Source organism: Actinomyces slackii (assembly GCF_900637295.1).
Taxonomy (GTDB): domain Bacteria; phylum Actinomycetota; class Actinomycetes; order Actinomycetales; family Actinomycetaceae; genus Actinomyces; species Actinomyces slackii.
In genome coordinates, this window is the sequence record NZ_LR134363.1 from 674,734 (window position 1) to 692,210 (window position 17,477).

Genomic DNA, 17,477 nt, shown 5'->3' on the forward strand with positions numbered 1-17,477 from the left:
CGCCTCTATGGGACTCACGCTATCAAGTCCTTGATGATCAACGCGACCCAGCGTGGAACGCTGGTCATGATGAGGCACCGTAGCGTTGCCGGGCGGCTTCGCCGCTGGTGCCGATCGCCTCGCCGACCTCGCGCCAGGAGACGCTCTGCTCGCGCGCAGCTCGCACCGCTTCAGCGAGTTCCTTCTCAGCGGTATCACGTCGCCACGCGGCGAGCCTGACCGCCATCGTTGGTGGAAGGGGCGCGTCCTGGTCGCCGGGCATCGGGTCGTAGTTCTCGAAGGCATCAGCGAACTCGTCAGCGCGGGCCTTGAGGTCGTCATGGGGCTCTCTCATGAGGCAGCGGTGGGCCGGTTCTTGGCGTAGAAGTCCGCGAGGCGATGCGTGCCGGTTGTCGGGGCGACGCAGTCGTGGGTCATGTTCCAGACCATGAAGCGGATGATATCAGCGAGGCGCGGGCTGTAGAGACCTGTGATTCGTATGGTGGGAGTCAGCAGCACGCTCGGCACCTTCATCGTCCGTGGACGTCTGCCCGCGCACTGCAATGCCAAATGCGCCAGTTCACGCCAGGTGAAGATCTCTGGCCCGCCAACATCCCAGGAGCCACTCTCGTCGGTGTCCAGATGATCGACGATGAAAGACGCGAGGTCTGAGCCGTGAATGGGATTGACGCGAGTTGTCGGACTGAGCACGGGCACCAGCCCTCGCTTGGCCATATTCATGATCTCCATCATGTCTGAGAAATATGCGGTCGGGTTGATGATCTGGGACGTGATCGTGGACGTGGAGAGCATCTGGGCGAAAGCCGATTTGGCCCGTGTGAGCTCGGCTGGACAGTGATCTCCACCCAGGACGTTGACGTAGGTGAATGATCGGGCGCCGTGGGCAAGCGCGGAGCTCAAGAGGGCGCGATTGGCTTGATTGTCCACCTCCCACGGGTCACTTCCCTGACGCGTCGTGCCCAGTGCGGAGACGATGCGCTCAGTCCCTGCCGCGAGATCGCGAGTGAAGGAGGCATCGGTGACCTCACCCACGACCCATTCGCTGACCATGCCGCGCAGGCCAGGTGAACCCCACGGCCCTTCACCCTCGGCTCGTGCGCGGTGGCGCACGACGGCTCGAACACTGTGACCGCGGCGATGCAGCTCGGCCACGATATACCGGCCCAGGTAGCCGGTCGCACCGGCGACAAGCGTCGTCGACATGAGTCTCCCTCGCCATCACTCTCGTCATCGCCGCATCCGGGACAACATGAGCCTAGCGCGGCCATCACCGCAGCACATCTGAGCCGCGGTCGCGATCAGAGAGCTTCCTGGCTTAGGATCACCTTAGTTCGCAGTTGCCGTCCGGAACGAGAGGAACACATGAGCAACCCTTGGGAGATCTACGACGCCCTCATCGACTCCCTGCCGGGCGACGTCCTCGTCACCGCGGTGGGTCAGGGGCCGCGCTGGACGCGGGTGCTCAACTCCGCCGGGTCGGTCGGCTCGGCCTGGACCATGGATGTTCGCAGCCGCCCGCCCCTCAGCCAGGACGACCCCCAGGGCCGACCCCTGCGCGACATCGCCTCCCTGGTCCGCTCCTGGAACCTCGCCGAGGCGAGCATCGGCCAGGCGGCGATCAACTCCTGGTACTCCTCGCCCCAGGCCGCTGAGGACAACGGCTTCATCCCCACCGGGGAGGGCCTGACCTGGCGGCAGGTCTTCGACCCCTACCGGGAGATGATCGCCGGCAAGCGGGTGGCCGTCATCGGGCACTTCCCCTTCGCCCAGGATGCTCTGGCCGGCGCCGGAGAGTACCTCTGCCTGGAGCGCATCCTCCAGGCCGGGGACTACCCGGACACCGCCTGCGAGTACCTGCTGCCCGAGTGCGACGTCGTCTTCATCTCCTCAGCCAGCTTCGTCAACAAGACGGCTCCGCGGCTCATCGCCCTGTCCGAATCGGCCCACTCAGTGCTCGTGGGGCCCTCCACGCCCCTGCACCCCCTGCTCTTCGACGCCGGGGTCGACACCATCACCGGGTACATCGCCGATCCGGCACTGGCGGCACCCGAGGCCTTCACCGAGCTGGTCGCCGACAACACCATCGGCCCGGGCCACCGCGTCCACCAGCACCGGGCCTGAGCCCCCTGAGCACGCCGCTTATCCGGCCCTGGGCAGGGGCCACCGACCCCTCAGCGACGAAGGGCCGCCAGGTCGATCTTGGTCATGCCCATCAGTGCCTGGTACTGCTCGGGGCCGAGGTTGGCCAGCTCGGCCGCCGCAGGGGTGACCTGCCAACTCAGCCCGAAGGCGTCCTGGCACCAGCCGCAGCGCTCAGCCTCGGGAACCGTGGACAGGTGCTCCCAGTAGTAGTCGATGTCCTCCTGGGTGGAGGCGCAGACCATGAGGGATGAGCCCGGGGTGAAGTCGAAGGGGAGCGGGAAGCTGGAGTCCATCGCCGTCAGCCACTGACCGCCCAGCTGGAAGTCGGAGAACAGGACCAGGTCCTCATTGTCCGGGTAGAGCTCGCGCCTTCCCAGGCGCGCCTCGGGGAAGAAGCTCAGGTAGTGGTCAACGGCCTGGCGCGCGCCGCGCGAATCCGGGCCGAAGAGCAGACTGGGCATGAGGAAGGGGCGGGGCTCTCCCTCCGGGTCGGTGAGGATCAGCTGCCAGTTGATCCCGAACCGGTCCTCCACCCATCCGTAGCGCTGGGAGAAGGGGTAGGCGCCCAGCTCCATGCGCACCTCGCCGCCCTCGACCAGCGCGGCCCAGAGCCGATCCACGGCCGCCGGGGCGTCCTCCATGACGGCCGGATCCATGGTGACCATGATGTTGAGGCACGGAGTCGGGCGGAACTCGGCCCCGGCATTGATCAGCCCCAGGTCGAATCCGTCAATGGTCAGCGTGGCCGCCAGGGTCTTGCCGGCCATCGGCCGCTGGAAGTCCAGCAGGCCCTCAGTGGGGTAGGTCGAGCGGTGCGTGACCTCAGAGTGCTTGCCGATGGCCGCGAAGGCCTCGGTGTAGAAGGCGATGGCCTCATCGGCCGTGCCCTGCATCCAGAAGTGCGGAATGATGAGTTGCATGCGCATGACGCTAGCGCATCACTCTGAGCGCCCGGCTCTCCTGGCCGGGCGCGCCTCGTCCTCAGACCTGCTCAGACCTGGACGCGGTCGGGGTGGGAGCCGGTGCGCTCACCGCGGTCCAGCGCATCCAGGGCAGCCATCTGCTCGGCGCTCAACTCGAAGCCGAGAACCTCGGCATTGCAGGACATGCGCTCACGATGGGTGGACTTGGGGATGACGACCAGCCCGTGCTGCAGGTGCCAGCGGATGATCACCTGGGCGGGGCTGACCCCCATCTGCTCAGCCATCTCGACGACGTCGGGCACCTCCAGCATCCGGCCCCGGCCCAGCGGTGACCAGGACTCCGTGACGATCCCCAGCTCGGCATGCAGCTCCCGAAGCTCGGACTGGATCAGTCGGGGGTGGAGCTCGATCTGGTTGACCGCGGGTGTCACGCCCGTTGCCTCGATGATCCTGCGCAGGTGCTCGGGCTGGTGGTTGGACACCCCGATGGCGCGCACGCGCCCGGACTCCAGGATCTCGATCATGGTGGACCAGGTCTCCGCCAGGTCGATGCCGGGTGAGTCCGCCAGGGGCCAGTGCACGAGGAAGAGGTCCAGGACATCCAGGCCCAGGGCCCGCATCGACTCGTCGAAGGAGCGCAGGGCGTCATCGCGCCGGTGGTTGGGGTTGTTGAGCTTGGAGGTGATGAACAGGTCGTCGCGCGCCAGGCCGCAGGTGGCGATCGCCCGGCCGACCCCGGCCTCGTTGCCGTACATCTGCGCGGTGTCGATATGGCGGTAGCCCACGCTCAAGGCGGTGGTCACGGCCTCCTGGGCCTGGTCGTCAGGGATCTTGTAGGTGCCGAATCCGAGCTGAGGGATGCTCAGCTGGGCACCGCCGGTGCCGTTGGTCAGAGCGATGACGGGTGCGGGCGAGGCGTCCATGCCCCCAGGCTAGTGGGCAGACGACGACGGCGTCCCGTCGTGGAGTGGGACGCCGTCGTGATCAGCGCTGGTGCTCAGGCCTCCGGGGCCGGGGCCGGAGCGGGAGCCGGGGCCTCCTGGACCGGCGTGAAGCCGTACTCGGCGTCATCGGCCGAGTCGGCCCAGTACTCCTCGGCCCACGGGTCCTCCACGGGCTGGCTGCGGCGCCAGGCGACATAGGCCGCACCAGCAGCCACGCCGGCCACGGCGAGCCAGCCCAGGGTCTTGAGCACGCGGTGCTTCTTCTTCTTCACGGGAACCTCCAATGCGGCGGACTTTGCGGCGACGGCGACGCGCTGGGCGCGCTCCGTCAGGGGACCGTCAGTGTGAGCGGCGGCCTGTGCGGCGATGGCAGCGCGCTGGGCGCGGGGGATGTAGTCCTCCACCACGCGGGTGCGGGCCTCCTCAACCACCGGCTCCAGGCGCACCTGGGCGTCCCTGGCGGCACGGGTGACCTCCTGCTGGGCGCGCGCCACGCGGGGCGCGGCCCAGATGGCGGCGCGCTCGGCCTGATCGGCCAGGGACTCGGCGAGGGAGACGGCTCCTTGGCGGAACTGGTTGCCGTGGATCTTGTCAAGGGTCTTGCTGCAGATCATGGGTGTCTCCCTGGTCAGGACGGTCATGTGTGACGCGCACTATCGTCGCACTGTTGGAGCAATGCACACACAATGAGAACAAGCGTTTTGCCTGGGGTGAACAGTGTCGCACTCCCCGCCAGGCCCGTGCCTCAGCGTCCCTGACATGCGACCATGACACCCATGGAAGCGACACTTCACACCACCCTGGGCGACATCCGTCTGGAGCTGTACCCCGAGCAGGCCCCCGAGACCGTCTCCAACTTCGTGGGCCTCGCCACCGGCGAGAAGGCATGGACCGACCCGCGCAGTGGAGAGGAGTCCCATGAGCCCCTCTACGACAATGTCATCTTCCACCGGGTCATCCCCGGATTCATGATCCAGGGCGGCGACCCCCTGGGCACCGGCACCGGGGGCCCCGGCTACGTCTTCGACGACGAGATCGACCCCTCGCTGAGCTTCGCCGCCCCCTACGTCCTGGCCATGGCCAACGCCGGGCGGCGACTGGGCAAGGGGACCAACGGCTCCCAGTTCTTCATCACCACCGCCCCCACCGAGTGGCTTCAGGGCAAGCACACGATCTTCGGCGCGGTCACCGATGCGGGCTCCCGGCAGGTCGTCGACGCGATCTCCGCGGTGGCCACCGACCCCCGCGACCGCCCCCTGGAGGACGTCGTCATCACCTCGGTGACCGTCTCCCAGTGATGCGGCTCACTGAGCCGTGCGATTCCCCCGTTGCGACGCCGTCGAGCCCTTGGGCCCGGCGGCGTCGCGCATGAGCAAGACCCCGATGAGGAGGGCCTGATGACCCAGTCATTGCCGGATGCGCCGACCTGCCCCCGCCACCCCGGCACCGTCGCCTATGTCAGCTGCCAGCGCTGCGACAGGCCCGTGTGCCCCGCCTGCCAGGTTCCCAGCGCGGTGGGCGTGCACTGCGTGGACTGCGCCCGCGCGGCCTCATCGAGGCGCCGCGGTGCGCGCACGGTCCTGGGGGCCACGCCGGGGCAGGGCTCCCTGGTCTCCACCACGCTCATCGGCCTGTGCCTGGTGACCTACGGCGCCCAGTTCGTCATCCCGAGCCTGACCACGCAGCTGGGCTTCGCCCCGGTGGTGGCCGTCGTCGAGCCCTGGCGCTTCCTGACCACCGCCTTCCTGCACGGCGGGATCATGCACCTGGCCTTCAACATGTGGGCCCTGTGGGTGCTGGGCGGGAGCCTGGAGCCCCTGCTGGGGCGGTGGCGCTTCACCTCCCTCTACCTGCTGTCGGCCCTGGGCGGCTCGACGGCGATCTACTGGCTGGCCTCGCCGGGCACCGATGCCTGGTGGACGGTGACCGTGGGGGCCTCCGGTGCCGTCTTCGGCCTGTTCGCCACCATGTTCATCATTCAGCGGCGATTCGGCCGGGACACCTCGCAGATCGTGGTGCTGCTGGTCATCAATGCCGCGATCTCCGTGATGGGAGCCAATATCTCGTGGCAGGGGCACCTGGGCGGGCTCCTGGCCGGAGGCGCCCTGGCCGCGGTCTTCGCCTGGGCCCCCCGTGGGCGGCGCACCCAGGTGGGCCTGGCCGGGACGGTGGGCCTGGCCGTGGCGCTGGTGGGGCTGATCGCCCTGCGGGCCGCCCTGGTGTGACGTGCGTGCCCGGCGCGTCCGGGTGAGCCTTGTGCTGCGGAGGCGGTAGAGGGCGGTAGAGCGTGTCCTGCGCGGGCATCGTGCGGCGTGTCGGCTTGGCGAATGACATGGATGTTGTTCATCCACATCTGTGGACACACCTGTGGACATACATCGGTGTAGTTTTCCACATTCGTCTCCACACCTGGGGATGAGGAGGGTGGCTTCCTGGGGACTCTGGTCTCCACGGATCCACAGGTGACTGGGGGCAGAGGGCCGCTGATCGGGTGATGACCGGGAGGAGCGCATGACGAACGGCCCCCGGAGCGGATGTCCGGGGGCCGTTTCGCGTCAGGCGCGCCGCTGGGGCGCGGCGGGCGGGTGCGGGCTACTTCCAGCGCAGCAGGCCCAGGAAGCCGACCATCATGATGATGAAGCCCACGTAGAGATTGCCGTTGATCAGCCAGTCCGTGGCGTGGTTCTCCACGAAGTAGGGGATCGGGTAGCGGCCCTGGAAGAGGTAGGTGATGACCACCCACAGCAGGCCGATGACCATGAGGGTGACCATGGAGGGCGCGTACCAGCGAGGCGAGGCGGTGTCCTTGATCTTCTTGGGCGCGCGCGAGACGCGGTTGGCCGCGGCGCGCGACTCCTCACGGGCCTTGGCCGCCTTGGCGGGATTGCCCGAGCGCTCGGGGCGGGGAGTCCTCTTCTTCTTCGAGTCCTTCCCAGAGTCCTTGCTGGAGTCCTTACCGGACGTCTTGCTCAGGGCCACGTAGGTCTCCTCACTGGCGATCGGTTGTCCAACAGACACCCCTCCAGTTCATGCCAACGGTGTCCAGCAGCAAGCCTAGAGCAAACTTTGGGGCTTCCTGGGTGTTGGTACTGTGATCCGTCCACCACCGACCATCAGCGGGGTGCGGTTGCCCGCGCCCGTAGACTGGTCGGCGATCAGCAGTATCCGCAACAGTGAAGAGGTGTCATGGCAGGCAACAGCCCCGTGCGGCACCGCGCCCGTGCTCGGCGCGCCAGCCGCGCCGTGCGCGTCGTCAACGGCATCCTGACCGGTGTGGGCGAGCTGCTCATCACCGCAGGTCTGGTCATCGCGCTCTTCCTGGTCTGGCAGTTGTGGTGGACGGGCATCGACGCCAACGCGTCGGCGGCAACCGTGGCCACCAGCTTCCAGCAGACACAGGTCGAGTCCCCCCAGGTCGAGGGCACCCGTCGCACTGACGCCCCCCCGGTGATGGACCCGGTGGGCTACGGGGAGACCATCGGCATGCTGGTCGTGCCCAAGTGGTACGGCGTGACCAACAACAACATGCCCATCCTCGAGGGCACCGGGCACGATGTCCTGGACCAGGCGGCCGCCGGTCATTACACGGAGACCCAGCAACTCGGCGAGAACGGCAACTTCGCCGTGGCCGCCCACCGGCGCACCTACGGCAACTCGTTCCGCCGCATCGACATGCTCCAGGAGGGCGACGAGATCATCGTCTCGACGGCCTCCACCTGGTACGTGTACACCGTCACCAGCCACGAGATCGTCACCCCCGACCAGGTCGAGGTCCTGGCCCCGGTGCCCGGGCAGCCCGACGCCGCCCCCACCAAGCCGATGATCACCCTGACCACCTGCCACGGCATCACCACCGGCGAATGGGGCAATGACCACCGGTGGATCGTCCACGCAGAGCTCTCCTACTGGATGGAGCGCTCCGAGGGGCGCCCCGCATCCGTTCTCAACGACCCGGAGGTGAACTGATGTACGGGTGGATCTGGCGGCACCTTCCCGGTCCCACCTGGCTGCGGGCCATTGAGGCGCTCCTGCTCATCGCCGGAGCCGTCTACCTCCTCATGGAGGTGGTCTTCCCCTGGGCCAATGAGACCTGGGACCTGTCCGGCAACGCCGACGTCGGCTGAGCCCCGTCCCGCAGGCGGCCCCACAACCCCATGAGGCGCGCACGGGCGCACGACTGACCCCGGGCGAGCGCCCGCCGACGCCTGGCGAGAGGCCTCTGGTCGGCGGGCGCGGGCCGGCGCCGATCAGTTGTTCGGGCCGCTGGAGACCGTCAGGCGCACCTTGGAGCCGGGAGCCACCTGGGAGCCCGCTCCCGGGCTGGAGCTGATGACGTTGCCCTCAGGAACCGAGTCCGAGGGCACCTGGTCGCCCTCCGACTCGACCTCGAGCCCCGCGGACTGCAGGGCGGCGACAGCATCCGACAGGGACTTGCCCGTGACATCGGGGACGGTGACCTGCGCCTGCTGCGACGCCGATGCGCCGCCCGAGGGCTGAGGCGTGGGAGAGGCCGTGGCCTTGGAGCCCGAGGAGATGACGATATCGACCTCGCTGCCCTGGTCGACCTGGCCGCCCTTGTTGGGGCTGTGCCGGGCGACCTGGCCCTCGGGGTAGTCGGAGGACTCCTCGTAGGTCACGTTGCCCACGCTCAGTCCCGCGTCGGAGAGCGCCTGGCGGGCCTCCTCCTGGGTCATGCCCAGCAGGTCGGGCACCGTGGTCTCACCGGTGGACAGCACCAGGGAGACTGATGAGCCGCGCTGCACCGGGCCCTTGGAGGGGTCGGTGCGGATGACGTGGTCCTTGGGGACCGTGGGATGGTCCTCGCTGGTGGAGTTGCCCACCGTCAGGCCGGCATCCTCCAGGATCTGGCGGGCCTCGGTCTGACTCTTGCCGGCCACGTCCGGAATGTCGTTGATCATCGCCGAGCCGCCGGAGAAGGTGACCGTCACCGTGGAGCCCGCCGGTACCTTGGAGTTCGCGGCGGGATTCGACTCCACCGCATGGTCGATGGCGACCTCGTCATTGGCGACGTCGGTCTCCGCCCGGGCGTAGACCAGGCCCAGGTCCTCAATGGCCTTCTTCGCCTCGGCCTCGGACATGTTCTTGACGTCGGGGATCACCACGGCCGCCGCCGAGGGGGTGGGAGTGGGGGCGGGGCTGCCGCCCAGGGCGCCGGCCGTCCACATGCCCGCCAGGGCCGCGGCGCCGATGAGCAGGATCGCCGCCAGCACCCACAGCCAGGTGCGCTTCTTGGGCGGCTCCTCCTCCTCACTCGCCGCGGCGGCCTCAGCCGGCTGCGCCGCAGTGGCCGCCGCCGCCGGGGCGATGACGGAGGTCGCCTCATTCCAGGAGTCCGCAGCAGGCGCTGCCACCGCCATGCCGCGCGCGGCGGCCATGAGCTCGGTGCGCATGTGGGAGGCATCCTGATAGCGATCGTCCCTGTTCTTGGCCAGGGACTTGAGGATCACCCGGTCCAGTGACTCGGGCACATCCGCGGCCAGGGCCGAGGGGCGCTTGGGGATCTCGCGCACATGCTGGTAGGCGATCGCCACCGCCGAGTCCCCCTGGAAGGGAGGCTGGCCGGTGAGGAGCTCGTAGAGCAGGCAGCCCGTGGAGTACAGGTCGGAGCGGGCGTCGACGTTCTCCCCGCGCGCCTGCTCCGGGGACAGGTACTGGGCCGTGCCCACCACGGTGTGGGTCTGGGTGACCGTGGATGCCGAGTCCTCGATGGCGCGGGCGATGCCGAAGTCCATGACCTTCACCGCGCCGGTGGAGGTCAGCATGATGTTCCCGGGCTTGATGTCGCGGTGAACGATCCCGGCGCGGTGGGAGTACTCCAGGGCGTCGAGCACGCCCGAGACGATCTCGACGGCCTCGGCGATGGGGACGGCCTCCCCCTCGCTGAGCAGCTCGCGCACCGAGTGGCCCTCGACGTACTCCATGACGATGTAGGGCACCAGGCGATGGGCGCCCGAGGGCTGGGCCAGCTCCTCCTCGCCGGAGTCGTAGACGGCCACGACGGCGGGGTGATTGAGGGCCGCGGCCGACTGGGCCTCCCGGCGGAAGCGGGCCTGGAAGGTGGGGTCTCCGGCGATGTCGGAGCGCAGCAGCTTGATCGCCACCCAGCGCGAGAGCCGTGTGTCGTATCCGAGGTGCACCTCGGCCATGCCGCCTCGCCCGATCAGGTCGCGGATCTCGTAGCGGCCCGCGAGGACCTGGGGGAACTGACCGGTCACGGTACCTCCTTGACAAGGATCTCGACCATTGAGGTCATGGTCGGGTGCACTGGGTCAAGCGTACCCAGGCCCGCCAGGACCGCGATCACAGCCAGATTCAACGAGAAGAACCTCATGGAGGGCAGGCGCATCCCCATGAAGCTGCGCCCGGAGGCGTGCCGGGGGGCGCCGGAGAGAGGATCGGAGCCGGCCGCCTCCTGGGAGGCCGTTCCCTGGCGCGGGGTGGGGCTCTGCCCCTCCCCGGACGCTCCAGCCGGAGCACCGCTCGACATCGCCTCGCCAATGCCCGAGCGCTCGGCGGCGGCCCGCTCAGCGCCGGCCAGCTCCACCACCCGGTGACGAGGCGGCGCGGCCGGAGGGGCCACCGGCCGCGGTCCCGCGGGTGCGGACGCAGACGCGGCCGCATGCCGGCCCGGCCTGCCGGTGGCGGCCCACTGCGGCTCGGCCGGGTCCCAGTCCTTGGGCAGGTTGACCACCAGGCGATCCAGGGCGCGCGCCACATCCCGCGCCGTGGGCGGGCGGTCCGCGGGCTTCTTGGCCAGCAGGCGCATCACCATGTCACTGACCGCGGGGGGGATGGAGGCGGGCAGGGCGGGGACATCGTCGTTGACATGGGCGAAGGCGATATCCACCTGGGTGGCGCCGGAGAAGGGCCGCGATCCCACCAGCGCCTCATAGGCGATGATGCCCAGGCCGTACAGGTCCCCGGCGGGCGTGGCCATATTCCCCATGGCCTGCTCGGGGGCCAGGTACTGGGCCGTGCCCATGACCATGCCCGAGGCCGTCAGGGGCCGCTGGTTCAGGCCCGTGGAGATGCCGAAGTCCGTGAGCTTGGCCAGGCCCTCGCGGTTGATGAGGATATTGGAGGGCTTGACATCGCGGTGGACGACGCCGGAGTCGTGGACCACCTGGAGGGCGCGGGCCACCTGGGCCAGGATCGGCAGGATCTCAGCGGGGGTCAGCGTCCCCTTCTCCTCGATGATCTCCGACAGCGCCCGGCCCTGGACCAGCTCCATGACGATCCACCCCGTTCCGCCCTTCTCCCCAGAGTCGAGGGTGACTGCCAGGTTGGGGTGGCGCAGGCCCCGGGAGTTGGCGGCCTCGGCTCGCAGCCGCGACAGGAAGATCTCATCACCGGCCAGCTCGGGGCGCAGGATCTTCACCGCGACATTGCGCCCCGAGCGCAGGTCGCGGGAGCGCCACACCTCACCCATGCCGCCCAGGGCGATGCGCTCGACCAGCTCGTAGCGCCCCTGGATCTCCAGTCCGGCTGCCGGCTTCACTGGTCCACCGCCGCGTCAATGACCTTGGAGGCGATGGGGCCGGCCAGGGAGCCGCCGGTGGCCGTGTCCTCAGTCTGGGCCCCGCCGTCCAGGACGACGGCGACCGCGACGTCGGGCTTGTCGATATCCGTGCCCGCGAAGCCGATGAACCACGTGGTGGGGCCGCCCTCCTCCGAGCCGGTCTCCGAGGTGCCGGTCTTGCCGGCCACCGTGACCCCGGCGACGTGGGCGGTGCGCCCGGTGCCGTCCTGGACGGTCTCGATCATCAGATCGGTCAGGGAGTCGGCGGTGGCCTTGTCGATCGGCTTGCGGGCCCGCTTGGGCGAGGTGGTCTGGACCACGTTGAGATCGGGGTCCAGGGTGCGGGCGATCAGGTGAGGGGTCATCTGGTCGCCGTCGTTGGCCACGGTGGAGGCCACCATCGCCATCATGAGGGGCGTGGCCTGCACCGAGGCCTGGCCAATGCCCGCCATGGCGGTCTGGGCCTGGGTCTCATTGGTCGGGTAGACCGAGGGCGTGACCTTCAGGGGGATGGACAGCTCGGAGTCGAAGCCCCAGGCGGCGGCCTCCTGGGCCAGGGCCTTGTCCCCCAGGTCGATGGCCAGCTGGGCGAAGGGCGTGTTGCAGGACTCCTTGAAGGCGTGGGAGAAGGTCACCGTGCCGTCGCCGCAGGACTCGCCGGCGTAGTTGCTCAGCGCGTGCTCCGTGCCCGGGAGGGTCAGGGTGTCCGGGGCGGCGACCTCGGTCTCGGGGGTGACCATCCCGGCGCGCATGGCGGCCGCGGTGGTGATCACCTTGAAGGTCGAGCCGGGCGGGTAGCGGTTGCCGCCGATCGCCCGGTTGACCAGGGGGCTGCTCGCGTCCTGGCTCAGAGAGTCCCAGGCGCTGGAGGCCGCGGCATTGTCATGGCTGGCCAGGGTGTTGGGATCGTAGGAGGGGGTGGAGACCATGGCCAGAATGGCGCCGGTGGACGGGTTCATGACCACCACGGAGCCCTCGCGCCCGTCCAGGGCGTCATAGGCGACCTGCTGAACCTCGGGGTCGATGGTCAACTCCAGGGAGCCCCCGCGCTGAGAGCCCCCGGTGATGAGGGACTTGACCCGCGAGGAGAACAAGGAGGGGTCATCGCCGTTGAGCACCGAGTTGCCGGCCTTCTCCATGGCCGTCATCGAGGCGAAGGCGGTGGAGAAGTAGCCGGTGATCGGGGCGTAGGCCGCCCCGCCGGGGTATTGGCGCTGGTAGGCGTAGTTGTCATCGGACTCGACGGTCTCGGCGATGACCAGGTCCCCGGCCAGGATCGCGCCGCGGTCGGTGCCGAACTCGGCGTAGACCGTGCGGATGTTGCGCGAGTCCGAGGTCAGGGTCCCCAGGGGGGAGGCGGCCTCCCACAGCGAGGGGCGCGCCAGCCCCTGCACCGAGGTCAGGGACAGGGCCAGGGACAGGAAGAGCGCCAAGATGAGGACGGTGACCTGCCGGATCTGACGGTTCATGCGTGCTCCTCCCCTTGCGGCCGGATGACGGTGGGCCCCTGATTCTGCCGCTCGGGCGGGGCGGGCGCCGGCGGGGCCTGGACTGCCGGCGGCTGAGGCGCCTCAGGCCCGGGCATCGCGGGGACCACCCCTGTGGGCTGGGCGTCCTGGGGATGCCCGGGCATCGGGGCGGCGGGAGCCTGATGGCCGCGCAACCGGGGCCGCTGGGCCTGGACGCCGGGAGCCGGGGCCCCATGCCCCGAGCCCTGGGCGCCGGTGGGCCACGGCGAGGGCGCCGGGTTGTCGGGGTCGTCCGAGCCGCCCGAGCCGCCCGAGCCGCCCGGGTCCTCATGCGGGTCGACCTCGGCGTCGTCGGCCCAGGACTGATCCTCCTCGGCGGACTGGACCTGCTCGCGCAGGGAGGTGGGGAGCTCGGCGGTGTCGATGATGCGGGGAGCCTGGGGGGCCGGGCGCCGAGCGGCGTCGGACAGGCGCATCAGCAGGGCCAGGATGATCCAGTTGGAGATCAGCGAGGATCCCCCGTAGGCGAGGAAGGGCATGGTCAGACCCGTCAGCGGGATGAGGCGGGTCACGCCCCCCACCACCACGAAGACCTGCAGGGCGATGGCGAAGGACAGGCCCGTGGCCAGGAGCTTGCCGAAGCCGTCGCGCAGGCTCATCGCCGTGCGCAGGCCCCGCTGGATGAGGATGAGGTAGAGCATGAGGATGGCCAGTGAGCCGGTCAGCCCGAGCTCCTCACCCAGGGAGGCGATGATGAAGTCGGAGTTCGCGAAGGTCACCAGGGTCGGGTAGCCCTTCCCCCAGCCCGTGCCCATCAGGCCTCCGGAGGCCAGCCCGAACATGCCGGTCACCAGCTGCCAGGAGCCGCCTGCGGCGTCGTAGACCTCCGGGTCCATGGCGTGAAGCCAGCCGTTGATCCGCTGCTGGACGTGGCTGAGGTTGGTGGCGGCGAACCAGGCGGCAGGCAGGAACAGGGCCCCGCCGATCAGCAGCCAGGAGGGCCGGTCCGTGGCCACGTAGAGCACCACGACGAACAGCCCGAAGATCAGCACCGAGGATCCCAGGTCCCGCTGAAGGACCAGCACCAGGATGCTCACGCCCCACACCACCAGCAGGGGCACCAGGTGGCGGGCGCGCGGCAGGTTCATCCACAGCACGCGCCGGCCCGCCAGGGCCAGGTTGTCGCGGTTGGCCACCAGGAAGGAGGCGAAGAACACCGCCAGCAGCACCTTGGACAGCTCGGCGGGCTGGAAGCTCATCGGGCCCACCACGATCCAGATCCTGGCGCCGTTGATCTCCCGGCCGATGAAGGGCAGGAAGGGCAGGACCAGGAAGCCCAGGCCCGTCCACATCGCCCAGGTGTCCCAGCGCCGCAGACGGCGATGATCGCGCAGCAGCAGGACCGCGCAGAACAGGATGACGCCCAGGATCGTCCACACCAGCTGCTTGTTGCCCACGTAGTACTGCATCTGATCGCTGGCCAGATAGGACTGGTCCAGCCTCTGGATCATGGCCAGGCCGATGCCGTTGAGGGCCACCGCCGTGGGCAGGATGACCGGATCGGCCCAGGGCGCCGTGTAGCGCACCCACAGGTGGACCAGCAGGGCGATGGCGGCCAGGGAGCCTCCCAGCACCGCGATCTGGGCCGGAGAGGAGCCGGTGCGGTTCAGCGCGGTCAGCAGGAAGCCGCCCAGACCGATGATCAGGGCGATGCCCAGCAGCGCCGCCTCGGCCCAGCGGCCCGAGCTGCGGGGCATTGGGCGTATCGTGGCCACGCCCGCGGGGCCGGAAGCAGGGAGGGAGCTCATCTCAGGGTCCCTGGGTCGTGGAGGCCGAGGGCTTCGGCGAGGCCGAGCCCGCGCTGGGCGAGCCGGTGGCCGTGGGGCTGGCGGATGAGCTGGGCGAGGCCCCCGGCGAGGCACTGCCCGACGGCGGGGCGCTGGGCGAGCCGCTGGGCGAGGGCGGTGCCTCGGGCTCGGCGCGAGCGGTCACCGTGCTCTCGACGTACTTGCGGGCCGCCTCCAGGGAGTTGTAGTGAACCCCCTCCTCCAGTCGGCTCTGCATGGGCTGGTCGAGATCCTTGACGGCCGGCTTGTCATAGACCTGGACCACATGGCTGAGCTTGACGGGGCCCAGGGACTGGGGAATGCCCCGGTAGATCGCCACCTGGCCGTTGTGGGAGGCGACGTAGTAGTTGGTCTGGGTCCACGAGTAGAACAGGGCGCCGGCGCCCACCAGGGCGACCAGCAGCAGCACGAAGCCGAACACGGCGCGCTTGCGGTTCTTGCGGCGCGCCGTGGCCTGGGCCTGCGCCTCCGCGGCGATGGCCTCATCGACCTCCGAGCGCGGGGACTCGCCCTTGTCGTCCAGGGTGGCCATGAGGGCGGCGGCCTTGGCCGCCGGGGTGGAGGGCTGGCTCTCCTCATCAGCGCTCCGCGCCGCGCTGCGCTGCTGGGAGCGGGCGGCCGCGGCGGCGCGCTCGCGGGCCAGGCGCTCGGTGGCGGCCGAGCCCACGACCTGCGGGTCGGTGCCGGTCTCGGGGTCGTCACTGACGACGTCGAAGACCACCGCGGTGACATTGTCCGGCCCGCCTGCGCGCAGAGCCAGGTCGATGAGCTGGTCGGCCGCCTGCCCGGGGTCGGGGACCGTGGCCAGGACCTCGCCGATGGTCTCGGCGGTCACCGGGCCGCTCAGGCCGTCGGAGCACAGCAGCCAGCGGTCGCCGGGCACGGCCTCGCGGATGGACTCATCGAGCTGGACATCGCCCTCGGCGTCGCCCAGGACTCTCAGCAGAACGGAGCGCTGGGGGTGCTGGCGGGCCTGGTCGCGGGTCAGGCGCCCGGTCTCCACCAGGTACTCCACGAAGGTGTGGTCGGTGGTGACCTGGGTGAGCGTGCCATCGCGCAGCATGTAGGCGCGCGAGTCCCCCACATGCACCATGGCCAGCTTGTTGCCGCTGCGCATGACCGCGATGCAGGTCGTGCCCAGGCCCGCGAGCTCGGGGTCCTGGGCGGACAGGGACACGAGCTCGCCGTGGGCCGCCTGAACCGCCTCTCGCATGAGTCCGAGCAGCTCACCGGCCTGGTGGGAGTCGGCGTCCAGGGGCATGAGGTGCTCGACGGCGACCGCCGAGGCGATGTCGCCCCCGGCGGGCCCGCCCATGCCGTCGCACAGGATGCACAGGTGGGGGCCCGCATAGCCGGCGTCCTGATTGGATTGGCGCACGAGGCCGACGTCAGAACGGGCGGCGAAGCGCAGGGAGATGGTCATGAGCGCAGCTCCAGCGTCGTCTGGCCGATGCGGACAGGAATGTTCATGGGAAGCTCAACAGCGCCGTGAACCGGCCTGCCGTCCATGGTGGTGCCGTTGGTGGACCCCAGGTCCTCCAGCCACCAGGCGCCATCCTTGGGGAAGACCCGGGCATGCCGGGAGGAGGCGTAGGAGTCGTCCAGCACCAGGGTGCATGACGGGGATCGGCCGATGATGATCGAGGACGGGCTCAGCGGCACCGTCGACCCGGCCAGGGGGCCCTCGGTGATGACCAGGCGGGAGGCCGAGCGGCGGCGGCCGCGCGGGGCCTCGGCTGAGGGCTGCTGGCCCGAGCGGCGCCGGGGCGCCGAGGAGGATACCTCGGCGACATCGCGGCGCAGAGTGCGCGCCACGAGGAACAGGAAGACCCACAGCAGGACGAGATAGCCCAGCCGCAGGATGGTGAAGGCGAGCTCGCTCACCCGTTGGCCCCGACGGACTGCGTGCCATCCCAGAACATGATCTGGGTGCGGCCGATGGTCAGGGTGTTGCCGTCGACCAGAGTGACGGCGTCGACCCTCTGGCCCTCGACGAAGGTGCCGTTGGTCGATCCCATATCGGTGGCGATGGTGTTGCCCTGGGCCAGGCGGATCTCCAGGTGGCGCCGGGAGACCCCGGAGTCGTCCACGATGATGTCCGCCTCGGAGCCGCGGCCGATGACGGTGACCGGGCCGGTCAGCAGGTAGCGCTGGCCGTTGATGTCGACGATCGGGTGGGCGGGGGAGGCGCTGGCCGCGGCGGCGGGGGCCGCTGAGCCCCGGCGGGTGGAGGACTCGATCTCCACGGCCTGGGCGCCGGGAGCCTCGTTGACGATGAAGGAGACCTCTACCGGACCGACGAAGGAGTAGCCCTGCTCCGCCGCATAGGTGGTGGCCACCTCCTCCATCTGCCGGATCATCTCGTCCTGGCCCCAGGTGGTGATGCGCTCGATGTTGGCGGGGGCCAGGTGGATGCGGAAGATATTGGGAACCACGGAGCGGTCGCGCGCGAAGGACGCAGCGCGCTTGTCCATGGTCTCACGGAGCTTCGAGGCGATCTCGATGGGCTCGACGTCGTCAGAGAACCGCGACATGGCGCGATTCGTGACGTTCTCGACGCCCTTCTCGAACTTGTCCAAGAATCCCATGGACAGTACCTCCTCCAACGTTGC

General features: G+C 69.6%; 18 protein-coding genes. 5 read left to right on the forward strand and 13 right to left on the reverse strand.

Translation table 11 applies throughout. From position 1 onward, the window contains the following. Positions 1-64: 64 nt before the first annotated feature. Together EL266_RS02765 and EL266_RS02770 are read right to left on the reverse strand one after the other, a co-directional pair. Complete coding sequence (locus EL266_RS02765) at positions 65-334, reverse strand: hypothetical protein (protein WP_026426270.1); 270 nt, start codon at positions 332-334, stop codon at positions 65-67. Then, positions 331-1,203 carry an NAD(P)H-binding protein gene (locus EL266_RS02770; RefSeq protein ID WP_026426271.1) on the reverse strand — a complete coding sequence of 291 codons (873 nt, stop codon included), beginning with the start codon at positions 1,201-1,203 and terminating at the stop codon, positions 331-333. The genes EL266_RS02765 and EL266_RS02770 overlap by 4 nt, the downstream gene beginning before the upstream one ends. 159 nt (positions 1,204-1,362) lie before the next feature. Here EL266_RS02770 and EL266_RS02775 point away from each other — a divergent pair, with 159 nt between their 5' ends. After that, positions 1,363-2,121 (forward strand): Rossmann-like domain-containing protein, encoded by a 759-nt coding sequence (locus tag EL266_RS02775; protein WP_026426272.1) that lies wholly within the window; start codon positions 1,363-1,365, stop codon positions 2,119-2,121. A gap of 50 nt (positions 2,122-2,171) precedes the next feature. Here the strand turns inward: EL266_RS02775 and EL266_RS02780 are convergent, their stop codons facing one another. The 3 genes from EL266_RS02780 to EL266_RS02790 all read right to left on the reverse strand — a co-directional run bounded on the left by EL266_RS02780 (position 2,172) and on the right by EL266_RS02790 (position 4,623). Next, positions 2,172-3,062 (reverse strand): VOC family protein, encoded by an 891-nt coding sequence (locus EL266_RS02780; protein ID WP_197719265.1) that lies wholly within the window; start codon positions 3,060-3,062, stop codon positions 2,172-2,174. 71 nt (positions 3,063-3,133) lie between these two features. Next, on the reverse strand, positions 3,134-3,988 hold the full coding sequence (locus EL266_RS02785) for an aldo/keto reductase (RefSeq protein WP_026426274.1): 855 nt from the start codon (positions 3,986-3,988) through the stop codon (positions 3,134-3,136). A 74-nt stretch (positions 3,989-4,062) separates the two neighbouring features. Beyond that, entirely contained in the window at positions 4,063-4,623 is a 561-nt protein-coding gene (locus EL266_RS02790) for a hypothetical protein (RefSeq protein WP_408608483.1), read from the reverse strand. A gap of 162 nt (positions 4,624-4,785) precedes the next feature. On the opposite strand from EL266_RS02790, the gene EL266_RS02795 reads away from it, so the two are divergent. Both EL266_RS02795 and EL266_RS02800 read left to right on the forward strand, forming a co-directional pair. Continuing rightward, entirely contained in the window at positions 4,786-5,307 is a 522-nt protein-coding gene (locus tag EL266_RS02795; RefSeq protein ID WP_026426276.1) for a peptidylprolyl isomerase, read from the forward strand. 99 nt (positions 5,308-5,406) lie between these two features. Beyond that, entirely contained in the window at positions 5,407-6,234 is an 828-nt protein-coding gene (locus EL266_RS02800; protein WP_026426277.1) for a rhomboid family intramembrane serine protease, read from the forward strand. 367 nt (positions 6,235-6,601) lie between these two features. On the opposite strand, the gene EL266_RS02805 is transcribed toward EL266_RS02800, so the two are convergent. Beyond that, positions 6,602-6,988 carry a cell division protein CrgA gene (locus EL266_RS02805; RefSeq protein WP_232012092.1) on the reverse strand — a complete coding sequence of 129 codons (387 nt, stop codon included), beginning with the start codon at positions 6,986-6,988 and terminating at the stop codon, positions 6,602-6,604. A gap of 207 nt (positions 6,989-7,195) precedes the next feature. Here EL266_RS02805 and EL266_RS02810 point away from each other — a divergent pair, with 207 nt between their 5' ends. Both EL266_RS02810 and EL266_RS13365 read left to right on the forward strand, forming a co-directional pair. Further along, a complete protein-coding gene (locus EL266_RS02810) occupies positions 7,196-7,975 on the forward strand; it encodes a class E sortase (protein ID WP_026426278.1) in 780 nt (259 codons plus the stop codon). Further along, a complete protein-coding gene (locus EL266_RS13365) occupies positions 7,975-8,133 on the forward strand; it encodes a hypothetical protein (protein ID WP_026426279.1) in 159 nt (52 codons plus the stop codon). The genes EL266_RS02810 and EL266_RS13365 overlap by 1 nt, the downstream gene beginning before the upstream one ends. Before the next feature lie 123 nt (positions 8,134-8,256). Here the strand turns inward: EL266_RS13365 and pknB are convergent, their stop codons facing one another. From pknB to EL266_RS02845, 7 genes are read right to left on the reverse strand one after another with little or no spacing between them, the layout of a single operon-like run. Then, the gene (pknB, locus tag EL266_RS02815; protein ID WP_034514617.1) at positions 8,257-10,245 is read right to left on the reverse strand and encodes a Stk1 family PASTA domain-containing Ser/Thr kinase; all 1,989 of its coding nucleotides are present in this window, start codon (positions 10,243-10,245) and stop codon (positions 8,257-8,259) included. Next, entirely contained in the window at positions 10,242-11,528 is a 1,287-nt protein-coding gene (locus EL266_RS02820) for a serine/threonine-protein kinase (RefSeq protein ID WP_026426280.1), read from the reverse strand. Before EL266_RS02820 ends, pknB begins: the two co-directional genes overlap by 4 nt. Continuing rightward, on the reverse strand, positions 11,525-13,018 hold the full coding sequence (locus tag EL266_RS02825) for a peptidoglycan D,D-transpeptidase FtsI family protein (RefSeq protein ID WP_026426281.1): 1,494 nt from the start codon (positions 13,016-13,018) through the stop codon (positions 11,525-11,527). Before EL266_RS02825 ends, EL266_RS02820 begins: the two co-directional genes overlap by 4 nt. Beyond that, the gene (locus EL266_RS02830; RefSeq protein ID WP_232012093.1) at positions 13,015-14,775 is read right to left on the reverse strand and encodes an FtsW/RodA/SpoVE family cell cycle protein; all 1,761 of its coding nucleotides are present in this window, start codon (positions 14,773-14,775) and stop codon (positions 13,015-13,017) included. The genes EL266_RS02825 and EL266_RS02830 overlap by 4 nt, the downstream gene beginning before the upstream one ends. A 52-nt stretch (positions 14,776-14,827) precedes the next feature. Next, positions 14,828-16,288 carry a PP2C family protein-serine/threonine phosphatase gene (locus EL266_RS02835; RefSeq protein WP_026426282.1) on the reverse strand — a complete coding sequence of 487 codons (1,461 nt, stop codon included), beginning with the start codon at positions 16,286-16,288 and terminating at the stop codon, positions 14,828-14,830. Continuing rightward, entirely contained in the window at positions 16,285-16,749 is a 465-nt protein-coding gene (locus EL266_RS02840; RefSeq protein WP_026426283.1) for an FHA domain-containing protein FhaB/FipA, read from the reverse strand. The genes EL266_RS02835 and EL266_RS02840 overlap by 4 nt, the downstream gene beginning before the upstream one ends. Next, positions 16,746-17,453, reverse strand: a complete 708-nt coding sequence (locus EL266_RS02845; RefSeq protein WP_026426284.1) for an FhaA domain-containing protein — start codon at positions 17,451-17,453, stop codon at positions 16,746-16,748. Before EL266_RS02845 ends, EL266_RS02840 begins: the two co-directional genes overlap by 4 nt. Between the last annotated feature and the right edge of the window lie 24 nt (positions 17,454-17,477).

Excerpts from the sequence above, each read along its gene's own strand:
- EL266_RS02775 (WP_026426272.1), top strand. The coding sequence starts at position 1,363 with ATGAGCAACCCTTGGGAGATCTACGACGCCCTCATCGACTCCCTGCCG.
- EL266_RS02765 (WP_026426270.1), bottom strand. The coding sequence starts at position 334 with ATGAGAGAGCCCCATGACGACCTCAAGGCCCGCGCTGACGAGTTCGCT.
- EL266_RS02800 (WP_026426277.1), top strand. The coding sequence starts at position 5,407 with ATGACCCAGTCATTGCCGGATGCGCCGACCTGCCCCCGCCACCCCGGC.
- EL266_RS02790 (WP_408608483.1), bottom strand. The coding sequence starts at position 4,623 with ATGATCTGCAGCAAGACCCTTGACAAGATCCACGGCAACCAGTTCCGC.
- EL266_RS13365 (WP_026426279.1), top strand. The coding sequence starts at position 7,975 with ATGTACGGGTGGATCTGGCGGCACCTTCCCGGTCCCACCTGGCTGCGG.
- EL266_RS02830 (WP_232012093.1), bottom strand. The coding sequence starts at position 14,775 with ATGCCCCGCAGCTCGGGCCGCTGGGCCGAGGCGGCGCTGCTGGGCATC.
- EL266_RS02835 (WP_026426282.1), bottom strand. The coding sequence starts at position 16,288 with ATGACCATCTCCCTGCGCTTCGCCGCCCGTTCTGACGTCGGCCTCGTG.
- EL266_RS02845 (WP_026426284.1), bottom strand. The coding sequence starts at position 17,453 with ATGGGATTCTTGGACAAGTTCGAGAAGGGCGTCGAGAACGTCACGAAT.
- EL266_RS02795 (WP_026426276.1), top strand. The coding sequence starts at position 4,786 with ATGGAAGCGACACTTCACACCACCCTGGGCGACATCCGTCTGGAGCTG.
- EL266_RS02810 (WP_026426278.1), top strand. The coding sequence starts at position 7,196 with ATGGCAGGCAACAGCCCCGTGCGGCACCGCGCCCGTGCTCGGCGCGCC.
- EL266_RS02780 (WP_197719265.1), bottom strand. The coding sequence starts at position 3,062 with ATGCAACTCATCATTCCGCACTTCTGGATGCAGGGCACGGCCGATGAG.
- EL266_RS02785 (WP_026426274.1), bottom strand. The coding sequence starts at position 3,988 with ATGGACGCCTCGCCCGCACCCGTCATCGCTCTGACCAACGGCACCGGC.
- EL266_RS02825 (WP_026426281.1), bottom strand. The coding sequence starts at position 13,018 with ATGAACCGTCAGATCCGGCAGGTCACCGTCCTCATCTTGGCGCTCTTC.
- EL266_RS02770 (WP_026426271.1), bottom strand. The coding sequence starts at position 1,203 with ATGTCGACGACGCTTGTCGCCGGTGCGACCGGCTACCTGGGCCGGTAT.